Raw genomic sequence first — 13,888 nt, forward strand, 5'->3', positions numbered from 1 at the left:
CATACGTTACTCGTGCGGGCGAAATCCCGCGTCGTCCGGTGCGTCCGATTGCGCCGCCCGGGCCGCCGCCTCTCGCATGCGGGCGGCGGAAAACCTCGCAACTGGCAACGACCCCGGCCCCGGACCGTCACGTAACTCGTTCGAGACCACGACCGACGTTTGCGAGACTGGGGCGGTGAGCAGCGCACCCCCCGCCCCCCGCGTCATCGCCGTAGTCGGACCGACCGCGGCCGGAAAGTCCGATCTGGGCGTTTTCCTGGCCCAGCGGCTCGGCGGCGAGATCGTCAACGCCGATTCCATGCAGCTCTACCGAGGGATGGACATCGGCACCGCCAAGCTGACGCCCGAGGAGCGCGCCGGCATCCCGCACCACCTGCTGGACATCTGGGACGTGACCGTCACGGCGTCCGTCGCCGAGTACCAGCGGCTCGCGCGGGAGCGGATCGACGCGCTGCTCGCCGAGGGGCGCTGGCCGATCCTGGTCGGCGGCTCGGGCCTGTACGTCCGCGGAGCCGTCGACAACCTGGAGTTCCCCGGCACCGACCCCGAGGTCAGGACCCGGCTGGAGGAGGAACTGACCCTGCGCGGCTCCGGCGCGCTGCACGCCCGTCTGGCGGCCGCCGACCCCGAGGCCGCGCACGCCATCCTGCCCAGCAACGGCCGCCGTATCGTCCGGGCCCTCGAAGTGATCGAGATCACCGGCAAGCCCTTCACCGCCAACCTCCCGGGCCACGACTCCGTCTACGACACCGTCCAGATCGGCGTCGACGTGTCCCGCCCCGAGCTCGACGAGCGCATCGCACGCCGGGTGGACCGGATGTGGGAGGCGGGTCTCGTGGACGAAGTGCGCGCACTTCAGGCGCAGGGGCTGCGCCAGGGGCGTACGGCGTCGCGCGCGCTCGGCTACCAGCAGGTGCTCGCGGCGCTCACCGGGGAGTGCACCCTCGAGGAGGCGCGGGCCGAGACCGTACGTGCCACCAAGCGCTTCGCGCGCCGTCAGGATTCATGGTTCAGGCGCGATCCGCGGGTGCACTGGTTGAGTGGGGCTGCGGCGGACCTCACAGAACTTCCGCACCTCGCACTGGCATTGCTCGAACGACCGGTTACAGCCTGATCACGTCATGGCATCGGGACGCTCCGGCCGCCATCCCGGCCTCCGGCGCCGTGCCATCATCGAGCTTCGATCGACCAAGTGGAGTCCGAGTTGGGAGGGCGCGTGGCGATGGAGGCCGGCCCTCGCGACACCGCACGAAGCACCGAGCCCCTCACCGCCGAAAGCGGTGAAACGGAGCAGGACGGCGACCGTCTGATCCCCGACGGGCCCGACGAGACCCAGGGCGGTGTGACCGACGACGGCCCCGAGCCCGAGGAGATGTTCCCGGGCGGGCCGGAGGTCGAGGTCGAGCTGCGTCCGCAGCGCCGACTGCGCATCTGGCAGATCGCGCCCATCGTGTCCCTGGCCGCGGTCGGCTCCCTGATGTTCGCGTTCCCGCTCGCTTTCGACTTCGGCGACAGCGGGGCCGTGATCGCCATGCTCGGGCTGCTGATCTGCTCGTGCGCGGCCGGCTGGGGCATGATGGCCGCCCGCCGGGTGGGTTACACGTGGCCCGGGCTGCCGCAGCGGGGCTCAGGTCGCCGTTCGGACTGGCGGGTCGTCCTCGCGTACGCGCTGGTCGTGGGTCTCGTGGTGGTGCTGGCCGTCTGGCGCGTGGCCCGGCTGCGCTGACGCTCCCATGGGCGCCGCGGTGTCGTAGGGGCACCGTACGATCGAGGCATGACCACGCGGATCGCCTTCCTCAAGGGCCACGGCACGGAGAACGACTTCGTGATCCTCCCGGACCCCGAGAACGCTATCGACCTGCCCCCCGCCGCCGTCGCCGCCCTGTGCGACCGCCGTGCGGGCATCGGCGGTGACGGCCTGCTGCACGTGGTGCGGTCCGCCGCGCACCCCGAGGCCGAGCACATGGCGGCCGAGACCGAGTGGTTCATGGACTACCGCAACGGCGACGGCTCGATCGCGGAGATGTGCGGCAACGGCGTGCGGGTGTTCGCGCACTACCTCCAGCGCGCCGGGTACACCGGTGAGGGCGACCTCGCGGTCGCCACGCGCGCAGGCGTGAAGACCGTGCACATCGCCAAGGACGGTGACATCACCGTCAGCATGGGCAGGGCGCTGCTCCCCGACGGGGACGTCACGGTGAGTGTCGGCGAGCGCAGCTGGCCCGCGCGGAACGTGAACATGGGCAATCCGCACGCGGTGGCCTTCGTGGACGATCTCGCCGACGCGGGCAACCTGTTCTCCCCGCCGCCCTTCAGCCCGGCCTCCGCCTACCCGGAAGGGGCCAACGTCGAGTTCGTGGTCGACCGCGGCCCCCGGCACGTCGCCCTGCGCGTGCACGAGCGCGGCGCCGGCGAGACCCGCTCGTGCGGCACGGGCGCGTGCGCCGTCGCCGTGGCCGCCGCCCGCCGGGACGGCGCCGATCCGGCCGTCACCGGTGCCCCGGCGACGTACACCGTCGACGTGCCCGGCGGCACCCTGGTGATCACCGAGCGGCCCGACGGCGAGATCGAGATGACCGGCCCGGCGGTGATCGTCGCCGAGGGCGAGATCGACGCGGAGTGGCTGGAAAACGCCGTTCGATGACCGGCCGCAGGTCACATGACCCGAAACCGTAAACCCACGAGCTCTCGCTCGAATGGGTGATCCGTTTCACGCTCGGCGAGAGGCGGTCAGGTGCGCGTGGTGGGCTCGGTAGCATCAAGCACCGGCCCGGACGGGGGACCGATGCCATCCCCTGAGCCGTGTCCGCCCTGGGGCACCCCGTCCGCCGGTCAACGCAGCCGGAGGTGCCCATGAGCGCGGAGACCGAGCATTCCCTCCCGCCCGCCCTGAATCCTGCGACTCCAGGCCCGGTGGTGACATCGGACCCGGCGACGTCAGGCCCTGTGACGCCGACAGCGCCTCGCAGGAAGGCACGCGCCCGGCTCGACCTGCGCCGCCTGGGCCGGGCCGCGCTGCTCGGCCCCGCCGCCCGCGGCCGGCTGCCCGACGCCATCGGCCACGTGGTCGAGGCCCACCGCGCCCACCACCCCGACGCCGACCTCGAACCGCTGCGCCGCGCCTACGTCCTGGCCGAGTCCTCGCACCGCGGGCAGATGCGCAAGAGCGGTGAGCCGTACATCACACACCCCCTCGCGGTGACTCTGATCCTCGCCGAACTCGGCGCCGAGACAACGACCCTGACGGCGTCTTTGCTCCACGACACCGTCGAGGACACGGACGTGACGCTCGATCAGGTGGGCGAGCAGTTCGGCGCGGAGGTCCGCTTCCTCGTCGACGGCGTCACGAAACTGGAGAAGGTCGACTACGGCGCCGCCGCCGAGCCCGAGACCTTCCGCAAGATGCTCGTCGCCACCGGCAACGACGTCCGCGTGATGTCGATCAAACTCGCCGACCGGCTGCACAACATGCGCACCCTCGGCGTGATGCGCCCCGAAAAACAGGAGCGCATCGCCAAGGTGACCCGGGACGTCCTCATCCCGCTCGCCGAACGCCTCGGCGTCCAGGCTCTCAAGACCGAACTGGAAGACCTGGTCTTCGCGATCCTGCACCCCGAGGAGTACGAGTACACGCGGGAGTTGATCGTCGACAACGCCTCCCGCGCGGACGACCCGCTCGCCGAGACGGCCGAGCAGATGCGCACCGTCCTCAAGGATGCCGACATCCCGGCCGAAGTCCTCATCCGGCCCCGGCACTTCGTCTCCGTGCACCGAGTTGCCCGCAAACGCGGCCGACTGCGGGGTGCCGACTTCGGCCGCCTGCTGGTGCTGGTCAACGAGGACGCCGACTGCTACGGCGTGCTGGGCGAACTGCACACCTGTATGACGCCCGTCGTCTCGGAGTTCAAGGACTTCATCGCCGTCCCCAAGTTCAACCTGTACCAGTCGCTGCACACCGCCGTGGCCCTCCCCCAGGCTCGAACCGACTCGCCCGGGGGCACCCCCATGGACGGTCAGGTGGTCGAAGTCCTCATCCGCACCCACCAGATGCACAAGGTCGCGGAGGCCGGTGTCGTCGCGCTCGGCAATCCCTACGCTCCCCCCGCAGAGGAGCAGGGCGCCGCGGACGGGGAGCGCGCCGACCCCACCCGCCCCGGCTGGCTCTCCCGCCTGCTCGACTGGCAGGAGGCCGCGCCCGACCCGGACACCTTCTGGTCCACGCTCCGCGAGGACCTCGCCCAGGACCGCGAGATCACCGTATTCCGCCCCGACGGCGGCGCACTCGGCCTGCCGGACGGCGCGACCTGCGTGGACGCCGCGTACGCGCAGTACGGCGAGGACGCGCACGCGTGCATCGGCGCCCGTGTCAACGGCCGCCTGGCGACCCTGAGCACGGTGCTGAGGGACGGCGACACCGTCCAGCTCCTCATGGGCCAGGACCCCGCCTCCGAGCCCTCGAGGGAGTGGCTGGAGCACGCCCACACACCCGCCGCCCGGATCGCCATCCAGCGATGGCTCGCCACACATCCGTCGCACGACGACACCCGACAGGAAACGGAACGGGCCGAGACCCCCCGGCCCTCCTCCGACGGGCCCGCCCTCGACGCACCCGCCGCCGACGTCCCCGCCACCCGTCCGGCCGGCGCCAACGCCATCGTCGACCAGCCCGGCGCGACCGTACGGCTGGCCGGCTGCTGCACACCCGTACCGCCCGACGGGGTGATCGGCTTCGCCGTCCGCGGGGGAGCGGTGACCGTCCACCGCGTGGAGTGCCCGGCGGTGGCGCGCATGAAGAGCGCGGGGCGCGTGGAGGTCGGCGTGCGCTGGGGCGACACCACCGGGTGCCGGGTCACGCTGTTCGCCGAATCGTTCGGCCGCCCCCACCTGCTCGCGGACCTCACCGAGGCCATGGCCCTCGAAGGCGCCGAGATCGTCTCGGCCATCGTCGAACCCCCGAGCCAGCAACGCGTCCGCCACACGTACACGCTCCAACTCCCCGACGCGGCCCTCCTGCCCGCCCTCATGCGGGCCATGCGCAACGTGCCGGGCGTGTACGACGTGAGCCGGGCGCAACCGCAGACGCCGGGGACCTGAGGCGCTCGCTGGTCTGTTTGCCTGTTCGCCGACCCGTTCGAGTGGGACGGATGCGCGTCGTCGCCGTCCGGCACGCGCGCGCTGGTAGCCGTGGGTCCATGCTGCTCACCCCCCGCAACAGAACCCCCGGACGCCTGAGAGTGGCCCCGCTGCTCGCCTCGGCCGTCTCCGTCTGCCTCGTCTCCGCGAGCGCCCCCGCCGCCCCGCTGGGCGTCGGCGACCGCCTCTTCCCGTACCTGGGCAACCCCGGGTACGACGTGGCGTCGTACGACCTCTCCTTCACCTATCCCGGCACCAACAGCAAGCCTTTCCAGGCGGTGACGACCATCAACGCCTGGACGACGACCTCGCTGGAGCGCGTCAACCTCGACTTCGCGCACGGCAAGGTCCACTCGGTCGAGGTCGACGGCAAGCCCGCGTCCTTCGCGAGCGCCGGCGAGGACGTGGTGGTCACCCCCGGGAAGCCGCTGCCCAAGGGCAGCTGGACGCGGATCACCGTCCGGCACACCAGCAACCCTGTCTCCCCCAAGGGCCGGGAGGGCGGCTGGGTACGGACCGCGGACGGCCTCGCCATGGCCAACCAGGCCGACGCCGCCCACCTCGTGTTCCCGTGCAACGACCACCCCTCCGACAAGGCGCTGTACACCATCAGGATCACCGCACCCGACGGCTACACGGCCGTCGCCAACGGCCTGCCCACCAGCGTGGCCCGGGCCGGCCGGGCGACCACCTGGACGTACCGGACCCGGCACCCCATGGCCACCGAGCTCGCACAGGTGTCCGTCGGCCGCTCCACCGTGCTGCGCCGCACCGGCCCGCACGGCCTGCCCGTACGGGACGTCGTGCCCACCAAGGACCGCGCCCTGCTCGAACCGTGGCTGAAGAAGACCCCCGGCCAGATCGCCTGGATGGAGAGCAAGGTCGGGCCGTACCCGTTCGAGACGTACGGCGCGCTCGTGGCCGCGGCGGACACCGGCTTCGAACTGGAGACGCAGACCCTCTCCCTCTTCGAGAGGGACCTGTTCACCGACCCCGCCTACCCCAAGTGGTACATCGAGTCGATCATGGTGCACGAGCTGGCCCACCAGTGGTTCGGCAACAGCGTCAGCCCCCGCACCTGGTCCGACCTGTGGCTGAACGAGGGACACGCCTCCTGGTACGAGGCCCTGTACGCGGACGAGAAGGCGGACCGTCCCCTGGAAGCGCGGATGAGGGCGGCGTACGGCACCTCCGACAGCTGGCGCGCCGCCGGCGGGCCCCCCGCCGCCCCCAAGACACCCCAGCCCGGCCAGAAGATCAGCATCTTCCGGCCGAACGTCTACGACGGCGGCGCGCTCGTCCTGTACGCGCTGCGCCAGGAGATCGGCCGACTGGCCTTCGACCGCCTGGAACGGTCCTGGGTGACCCGTCACCGGGACGGTGTCGCCACGACCGCGGACTTCGTCGCGCTCGCCGAGGAGATCTCCGGACGCGACCTGGACGCCTTCTTCAAGGCCTGGCTGTACGGCGAGAAGACCCCGCCGATGCCCGGGCACCCCCACTGGAAGCCGCTGGCACCGGAGAAGGCGGCCAAGGCAGCCCCCGGACAGCGCCACGGCGCCCGGTGAGAGACCACGGAATAAGACGGTGACGAGACGGGCCGTGCCGTGCGACCATCTTCAGGTCGGCGCGGCACGGGACACGGGAATCTCCCGGGGGACTCGTGCGTTGTGAGCAGTGACGGAACAGCTCAGAAGCTCCGCTTCCGCTCTGTCGCCGCCATCGGAATCCCCAATCGACGTAAGGACCCAATGACCTCCTCTTCATCCCCTTCCCAGGACACTGAGCGCCTCGCGCACGCCTACCCCGAAGCTCTTCGGGCCGATGCCCTGATGGAAGAGGACGTCGCCTGGAGCCACGAGATCGACGGAGAGCGGGACGGCGACCAGTTCGACCGCTCCGAGCGCGCGGCTCTGCGCCGCGTCGCGGGCCTCTCCACCGAACTCGAGGACGTCACCGAGGTCGAGTACCGCCAGCTCCGCCTGGAGCGGGTCGTGCTCGTCGGCGTCTGGACCTCGGGGACCGTGCAGGACGCGGAGAACTCCCTCGCGGAGCTCGCCGCCCTCGCCGAGACCGCGGGTGCCCTCGTGCTCGACGGCGTGATCCAGCGTCGCGACAAGCCCGACGCGGCCACCTACATTGGCTCCGGCAAGGCCGACGAGCTGCGGGACCTCGTCCTCGAATCGGGCGCGGACACCGTCATCTGCGACGGTGAGCTCAGCCCGGGGCAGCTCATCCACCTCGAAGACGTCGTCAAGGTCAAGGTCATCGACCGTACGGCCCTGATCCTCGACATCTTCGCCCAGCACGCCAAGTCCCGAGAGGGCAAGGCGCAGGTCGCGCTCGCGCAGATGCAGTACATGCTGCCGAGGCTGCGCGGCTGGGGTCAGTCGCTGTCCCGGCAGATGGGCGGCGGCAAGGGCGGCGGCCTCGCCACCCGTGGTCCCGGTGAGACCAAGATCGAGACGGATCGGCGTCGGATCCGCGAGAAGATGGCGAAGATGCGCCGGGAGATCGCGGACCTGAAGACGAGCCGCGAGATCAAGCGCCAGGAGCGCAAGCGCCACAAGGTGCCGTCCGTCGCCATCGCGGGCTACACCAACGCCGGCAAGTCCTCCCTGCTCAACCGCCTCACGGGCGCGGGCGTGCTGGTGGAGAACGCCCTGTTCGCGACCCTCGACCCGACCGTGCGCCGGGCCGAGACCCCGAGCGGACGGCTGTACACGCTGGCCGACACGGTCGGCTTTGTACGACACCTGCCGCACCACCTGGTCGAGGCGTTCCGCTCCACCATGGAAGAGGTTGGCGAGTCCGACCTGATCCTGCACGTGGTGGACGGCTCGCACCCGAACCCGGAGGAGCAGCTGGCCGCCGTGCGCGAGGTGATCAGGGACGTCGGCGCCACCAACGTGCCCGAGATCGTCGTGATCAACAAGGCGGACGCGGCCGACCCGCTGGTGCTCCAGCGTCTGCTGCGGATCGAGAAGCGCTCCATCGCGGTCTCGGCCCGCAGTGGCAAGGGCATCACGGAGCTGCTCGCGCTCGTCGACCACGAGCTGCCCAGGCCGTCGGTCGAGATCGAGGCACTCGTGCCGTACACCCACGGCAAGCTGGTCGCCCGTGCCCACGACGAGGGAGAGGTGATCTCCGCGGAGCACACCCCGGAGGGCACCCTGCTCAAGGCGCGGGTGCACGAGGAACTGGCGGCGGACCTCGCGCCGTACGTCCCGGCGCCGGCACTCTGACGGACAGCTCGAAGGCCCGCCCCCGTTCGCAGGGGGCGGGCCTTCAGCACGTGCGGGTCACTGCCCGCCGTATGCCTTGCTCATGCCGAGACACCCCACCGCCGTACCTCGCTCAACGGCCGGTCACTGGCCCGCGAACTTCTCGCTCACCGAGTCGTACACGCCCTTGGCCGCCTCACCCAGTCGCGGACCCGCCAGCCAGCCCGCGGTCACCGGGCCTATCGAGGTGTTGGAGACCAGCGCGGGCTTGCCGTCCGAGCCCGTCGCCACCCAGCCACCGCCGGACGAACCGCCGGTCATGGTGCAGCCGATGCGGTACATCGTCGGGTCCGAGGCGCTGAGCGACAGCCGTCCCGGCTTGTCCTGGCACTGGTACATCGTCTGGCCGTCGAACGGCGCCGCGGCCGGGTAGCCGGTCGCCGTGATGCCCTCCACCTTCGCCACGGCCGGAGCCTTGAAGTCCACCGGAAGCGCCGAACCGACCGTCTCCTCCAGCGATTTGCCGCCGCTGCCCTCCTCCGGCGTCACGTGGATGACGGCGAAGTCGTACGACGCGCCGTCACCGCCCGTCGCACCGCCCTGCTCGATCCACTGGTCCGAGGTCTGCGCCCAGTCGCCCCACCAAGCGCCGTACGGAGCGACCTTCTCCTTGGCCGCGCTCTCCAACTCTCCGGCCGTCATTCCTTCGTTGTTGTACGACGGCACGAACGCGATGTTGCGGTACCAGCCGCCGTTCTTGCCGGCGTGCACGCAGTGGCCCGCCGTCCACACCAGGTTGGACTTGCCGGGGTGGGCCGGGTCCTGCACGACTGTCGCCGAGCAGACCATCGTGCCCTCGGGGGAGTCGAAGAACACCTTGCCCGCTTCGGGGGCGTTGGCGTGATACGCAGGCGCAACGGCCTTCGCGTCCACCGGCGCGGGCTCCGGGTCGGTCACGCCCTGGTCACCGGAGAGGTCGCTGTCGTCGACGGCGTTGTCCGGGTCCTGGGCGTCCCGCATCCGGTCCGGGTCCCACAGCCCCTCGATGATGGGGTTGATGTACTCGTCGGCCTCGCGCAGCCAGTCGTCCTTGTCCCAGTTCTTCCAGGCGCCGTTCTTCCACTTGTCGATGTCGATCCCGTGCTCTTTGAGCTTGTCCCGGATGTCGTCCGGAATCGTGATCTTGCCGTCGCCCCCGGGCGCGGCGGAGGGGGTGACTTCGCCACCGGCCTCGGCATCGCCCGAGTCGCAGGCGGTGGCGGTGAGCACGAGCGCCGAGGCGAGGGCGACGGCGGCCAGCACGGGGGAGGTTCCGCGGCGCGCGTTCCTCCCCCGACGAGCGGTGAACGAGGGCCGTATGGATCGCATGGTCTGACTCCCCCTGGTGTGAACGAGCTGAGCGCTGTGCCGTGCTCCCACGAGCGGTCGGGCTCAACTCGCGCCGACGTCACGGCGCGTGGGAACGGCATCACACACTATGCGCTCGCTGTGGGGGACTACCGACGGAACGGCAACGGTTTCGCTACGGGCTTGCTGAGCTGGCACTTCATCCGGAGTGTTGCCGATCTGACGTCCTCTCGTGTCCGGGGCTGTCGAGGCTGTCGGGCCCCGTTGATGTCAACGATTCGTCATCCGTTCCCCCTTGCAAGACGAGGACGCACGTCAGGGCGAGGTGTCGTCGTGGGGTTGCCGAAGGCGGCGCGGCCGATATTGCGCTGGCTTGCTCAACGCCGGTAGTCGTATCGATGGGCAGGATGAGTGTGCAGTGCCGGGCCGGGGCGGTCGTGCGAGACCTTTGTCTTGTGGGCGGCATCGAACGCGACTCAGGTCGGTCGGTGTTGCGTATGGCCTCGCCATAGGACTGGACGATCGGACATGATGTGTTCATGCCTGAGTCTCTTGAAGTGGAGCTCGCCGGAGCGGTGTTGCGGTTGGAGCTGTCCGACACCGGGGAACCGGAGCCAGCCGGAAGCGTGGCGGGAGAGGAGGAGGACTTCCGGGATCTTCCCGAGGGCTTTGGCACGGTGACGAAGGTGGGCGCCAGGCGCGATCGCGCCGTCGTGGTCGCCACTGAGGGGTTGCGGACCATGCTGAGTCCGCTGGGGCCGCTGCTCCAGGAGGTGCACCGTTCGGTCACCAGCGTTCCCGAGCCCCCCCAGGAAATCTCGGTCACGTTTGGGGTACAGGTGGGCCAGGACCTCAAGTTGGGGATTGTGGGAGTGAACGGCCAGGCGACGATGACGGTTTCCGCCACCTGGCAGACCGACGATGCCCGAAGGAACTGATGGTGGGGTGGTTCCGCCCGTCCGACGACATGGCGCCGGCCTTGGTGTCGGTGCTGAGCAAGGGCTCCTCTTCAGCCGCGGGCGCCGGGGCGCTGCTGTCCTCGCGCTATGTTCTCACCTGCGCGCATGTGGTCAGCCTGGCTCTCGGCAAGGACAGGGAGAACACGGAGCGGCCGGCGCCCTCCGACCGTCTCTCCCTCGTGCTGCACGACGGGCAGGTGAGACACCCGCGCACGGCGCGGCTGTCCGTGTGGGTGCCTCCTCGCCCGAGTCCCAGGGGGTCCTGGGGGGAGGGGGACTTGGCGGTGCTGGAACTCGACGAGCCGACCGGACCCTCGACGCGCGCCGTGGCATGGCAGGACATGACGGAAAGGCTCAAGGTACGGGCGTGGCACGGCGGTGGTGAACGCATCACCGGCGCCGACACCACCATCAAGGTCTCCGACACCTGGTACTACTACGCTGACGCCGACCTCTCCGGCGCCTCCATCCAGGAGGGTTACAGCGGCAGTCCGCTGTTCAGGCAGGACGACCCCGCGGTCGCCGTCGGCCTCGTGACCGACCACGTCATCAGCCACAGGCCGTTATCGGACAGGCAGACGGTGCGGCGCACTTTGACGGTGCCATGGCAGCGTATTCGCGAGGAGCTGGCCTGTGCAGAGCCGCCCGCACACCATGTGCTCGACGCATGCCTGCCCGCCCGCCTCACCGACCCGGGGACCGTGCCGGACAACGCCGTCGACCTGCTGCTGGAGCTGTTCGAGAGCGCGGAACTGAAGCGCCACGCACGCCTGCTGGCGCCGAAACTGGGCTATCGGATGCTCTCCGAGGAGCCGGACACGGCCGCCCCCTCGCTGGAAGAGGAACTGGCCGTCCTTCTGTTCACCGAGGAACGTGCGCTCGCCACGCTCGCCGAGTCGCTGACGGAAAAGGTGCGCGCGAGTCGGCGGAAGACGCTCAACGGTCTGCTGGCGCTCGGGTGTTCGGTCAAGGGCATCCGGCCACGGCTCCTGTCGGCCAAGGAGTATGAGGAGCTTCTCGAGATACTGAGGCGGGTGAACTCCGCTCACCCCAGGCTCTTCTGTCAGGCGGCCCGTCGTGTGCTGGAGTTCGATGGCCGCAGGCCCGACTGGCTGGACAGCACCGACATGACGGAGCCGGAACTGGCGACTGCCGCCGAAGAACTTGATGGGTACTACGACTATTCGCTGGAAGACGGTGACGTTCCGCGGATGCCGCGGTTGCTTCGGCTGGCCGTTTTCCTCTCCGCCGCCGTCACCGGCAAGAGCACCAGGGAGGAGCTCAACACCTGGTGCGAGAAAGTCTGCCGGCGTCTGGGCGTCGACCGGTCCCTCCTGGTCGATTACCGTGAACGTGGCTCCGCATGGGCGAAGTTGCGGCGACGACCGGTGACGCGGATCTCCGTCGAGCTGTCCCGGAACGCCTCGGACCGGGAGCGCTACGACTGCCGGATCTGGCTGGTACATGAGGGGCTCGAACCGCGCCCGGTTCCGGTGGGCGACGGGCCCTTCACTGCGGAGGAGATCGGCCGGAAGGTCGACGGGGCGGCCGAGGACTATCGCAACGGCGGCGACGAGCCCGCTCCCTGGATCGACGTGGTGGTCGGGCGGGAGGAGCTCCATGTGCCCGTCGACGCCTGGACGGGTGGCGGCGTGCTTGATGGACTCGCCCGCCTCGGTGTTCCGCGTCGTCCCGGGCAGCAGGAGAAGCGCCGGGTGCTGGGGGCGCAGTACCGAGTGGCGCTGCGGTTGCGCGAATACGGAGACAGGGAGGACGAGCGGCGCGGCAACCTCCGGCGGCGCTGGGAGGCCGGGCACACGGCCCCCATCGTCATCAGGGACGAGGCCGGAGCCTTTGACAGGGTGGTGTTCGCGCTGGAAGGCGTACACGGGCGCACGGCGTGGGCCGTCCTGCACGGTAAGCCGGAGGACCGCCATTACTTCCTGGAGGTCTGCCTGGCCCTCGGGGTCCCGGTGGTGCTCTGGGACCGCGAGGCCACATGCCTTGAACACGCGCAGCGGCTCGAGGACATCGTCGGCGGCGTGTCGTTGTCCGACGTGCCGGAGGTGGTCCAAGGCTTCCGGAAAGCCGTGCACCACGACGGGGAGCCGTTCGCGGCACGCCCGGCCATGGTGTGGGACGACCCCGGCATGCCGCTCCCGCCGTTGCCCGACTACGGCGATCCCCCTGACGCCCCGAGGAACTGGGAAAGGCTGGCTGCCAGGTGACAGCTGAGAACTCCGGGAACGACTGGCGCTTGTTCCAGGGCGATGGCCAGGTACGCGAGGTGGACTTTCCCGAAGCACCGCCATGGCGCCGGTTCGGCGGTGCCCCGGGCGGGGCCGGCCGACGGCGCGATCGTCCGTATCTCATCGGATCCGAAGAGGCGGATGTGGTCAGTGCGGCGCTGATGCTGCGGCGGCCCCTGCTGGTCACCGGGCAGCCCGGGACCGGGAAGTCGTCCCTGGCGCACGCCATTGCCCATGAGCTGTCCCTGGGCCGGGTGCTGCACTGGCCGGTCAACAGCCGGACCACGCTGCAGGACGGCCTCTACCACTACGACGCGATCGGCAGGCTGCGCGATGCGGGCCTGCGACGTGACCAGGACGGGGAACAGGGCCTGGTGCCGAAGGAACCGGACATCGGCTCCTACGTGCGCCTCGGGCCGCTGGGGACGGCGCTTCTCCCGGTGACGCGGCCTCGGGTCCTGCTGATCGACGAACTCGACAAGGGAGACATCGACCTGCCCAACGACCTGCTGACCATCTTCGAGGACGGCGAGTTCGAGATCCCCGAGCTGGCCCGGCTGACCGGGGAGCAGGACCGGGCGCGGGTGGTGACCGCGGATCCAGGAGGCCGGGCGGACGTCGACCGCGGCCGGGTGCGCTGCTCGGAGTTTCCGGTCGTCGTCATCACCAGCAACGGCGAACGCGACTTCCCCCCGGCGTTCCTGCGCCGCTGCGTCCGGCTCGACCTGCCCGAACCCGACGAGGAGCGCCTGCGGGCGATCGTACGTGCCCACCTGGGCGACAGCGACGGATCCGGCGCCGACGGGATAGAAGGGATCGACGAGCTCGTACGCGCGTTCCTCTCCCGGCGCGCGAGCGGCGAGCTGGCCACCGACCAGCTGCTCAACGCCGTCTTCCTGCGCCGTGGCGGGGTCGGCCTCGATGCCGACGGTCTGTTGGACGCCGTACTGCATCGCCTCGGTGGGACGGTGTAGCC

10 protein-coding genes are annotated in these 13,888 nt (G+C 70.4%); 9 read left to right on the forward strand and 1 reads right to left on the reverse strand.

The genetic code is table 11. The annotated features are described in order from the left end of the window. Positions 1 to 175 precede the first annotated feature (175 nt). The 6 genes from miaA (at position 176) to hflX (ending at position 8,378) form a co-directional block, all read left to right on the forward strand. Positions 176 to 1,114 carry a tRNA (adenosine(37)-N6)-dimethylallyltransferase MiaA gene (gene miaA, locus CLM62_RS17155; protein WP_095750748.1) on the forward strand — a complete coding sequence of 313 codons (939 nt, stop codon included), beginning with the start codon at positions 176 to 178 and terminating at the stop codon, positions 1,112 to 1,114. A 108-nt stretch (positions 1,115 to 1,222) separates the two neighbouring features. Continuing rightward, a complete protein-coding gene (locus CLM62_RS17160; RefSeq protein WP_095750749.1) occupies positions 1,223 to 1,726 on the forward strand; it encodes a hypothetical protein in 504 nt (167 codons plus the stop codon). A 48-nt stretch (positions 1,727 to 1,774) separates the two neighbouring features. After that, complete coding sequence (gene dapF, locus CLM62_RS17165; protein ID WP_095750750.1) at positions 1,775 to 2,644, forward strand: diaminopimelate epimerase; 870 nt, start codon at positions 1,775 to 1,777, stop codon at positions 2,642 to 2,644. Positions 2,645 to 2,853: 209 nt separating this feature from the next. Continuing rightward, complete coding sequence (locus tag CLM62_RS17170) at positions 2,854 to 5,094, forward strand: bifunctional (p)ppGpp synthetase/guanosine-3',5'-bis(diphosphate) 3'-pyrophosphohydrolase (RefSeq protein ID WP_095750751.1); 2,241 nt, start codon at positions 2,854 to 2,856, stop codon at positions 5,092 to 5,094. Positions 5,095 to 5,192: 98 nt separating this feature from the next. After that, a complete protein-coding gene (locus tag CLM62_RS17175) occupies positions 5,193 to 6,701 on the forward strand; it encodes a M1 family metallopeptidase (RefSeq protein WP_095750752.1) in 1,509 nt (502 codons plus the stop codon). 183 nt (positions 6,702 to 6,884) lie between these two features. After that, entirely contained in the window at positions 6,885 to 8,378 is a 1,494-nt protein-coding gene (gene hflX / locus CLM62_RS17180; RefSeq protein ID WP_095750753.1) for a GTPase HflX, read from the forward strand. A gap of 123 nt (positions 8,379 to 8,501) precedes the next feature. On the opposite strand, the gene CLM62_RS17185 is transcribed toward hflX, so the two are convergent. Continuing rightward, on the reverse strand, positions 8,502 to 9,725 hold the full coding sequence (locus tag CLM62_RS17185; RefSeq protein WP_095750754.1) for a serine protease: 1,224 nt from the start codon (positions 9,723 to 9,725) through the stop codon (positions 8,502 to 8,504). A 518-nt stretch (positions 9,726 to 10,243) separates the two neighbouring features. On the opposite strand from CLM62_RS17185, the gene CLM62_RS17190 reads away from it, so the two are divergent. From CLM62_RS17190 to CLM62_RS17200, 3 genes are read left to right on the forward strand one after another with little or no spacing between them, the layout of a single operon-like run. Beyond that, on the forward strand, positions 10,244 to 10,642 hold the full coding sequence (locus CLM62_RS17190) for a CU044_2847 family protein (RefSeq protein ID WP_095750895.1): 399 nt from the start codon (positions 10,244 to 10,246) through the stop codon (positions 10,640 to 10,642). Further along, positions 10,642 to 12,891, forward strand: coding sequence for a trypsin-like peptidase domain-containing protein (locus CLM62_RS17195; RefSeq protein WP_095750755.1), 2,250 nt, complete (start codon positions 10,642 to 10,644; stop codon positions 12,889 to 12,891). The genes CLM62_RS17190 and CLM62_RS17195 overlap by 1 nt, the downstream gene beginning before the upstream one ends. Further along, a complete protein-coding gene (locus tag CLM62_RS17200; RefSeq protein ID WP_095750756.1) occupies positions 12,888 to 13,886 on the forward strand; it encodes a MoxR family ATPase in 999 nt (332 codons plus the stop codon). Before CLM62_RS17195 ends, CLM62_RS17200 begins: the two co-directional genes overlap by 4 nt. The last annotated feature ends 2 nt before the right edge of the window (positions 13,887 to 13,888 follow it).

Source organism: Streptomyces sp. SA15 (assembly GCF_002291145.1).
GTDB lineage: Bacteria > Actinomycetota > Actinomycetes > Streptomycetales > Streptomycetaceae > Streptomyces.

Excerpts from the sequence above, each read along its gene's own strand:
- CLM62_RS17160 (WP_095750749.1), top strand. The coding sequence starts at position 1,223 with ATGGAGGCCGGCCCTCGCGACACCGCACGAAGCACCGAGCCCCTCACC.
- CLM62_RS17185 (WP_095750754.1), bottom strand. The coding sequence starts at position 9,725 with ATGCGATCCATACGGCCCTCGTTCACCGCTCGTCGGGGGAGGAACGCG.
- CLM62_RS17195 (WP_095750755.1), top strand. The coding sequence starts at position 10,642 with ATGGTGGGGTGGTTCCGCCCGTCCGACGACATGGCGCCGGCCTTGGTG.
- CLM62_RS17170 (WP_095750751.1), top strand. The coding sequence starts at position 2,854 with ATGAGCGCGGAGACCGAGCATTCCCTCCCGCCCGCCCTGAATCCTGCG.
- hflX (WP_095750753.1), top strand. The coding sequence starts at position 6,885 with ATGACCTCCTCTTCATCCCCTTCCCAGGACACTGAGCGCCTCGCGCAC.
- CLM62_RS17175 (WP_095750752.1), top strand. The coding sequence starts at position 5,193 with ATGCTGCTCACCCCCCGCAACAGAACCCCCGGACGCCTGAGAGTGGCC.
- dapF (WP_095750750.1), top strand. The coding sequence starts at position 1,775 with ATGACCACGCGGATCGCCTTCCTCAAGGGCCACGGCACGGAGAACGAC.
- CLM62_RS17190 (WP_095750895.1), top strand. The coding sequence starts at position 10,244 with ATGCCTGAGTCTCTTGAAGTGGAGCTCGCCGGAGCGGTGTTGCGGTTG.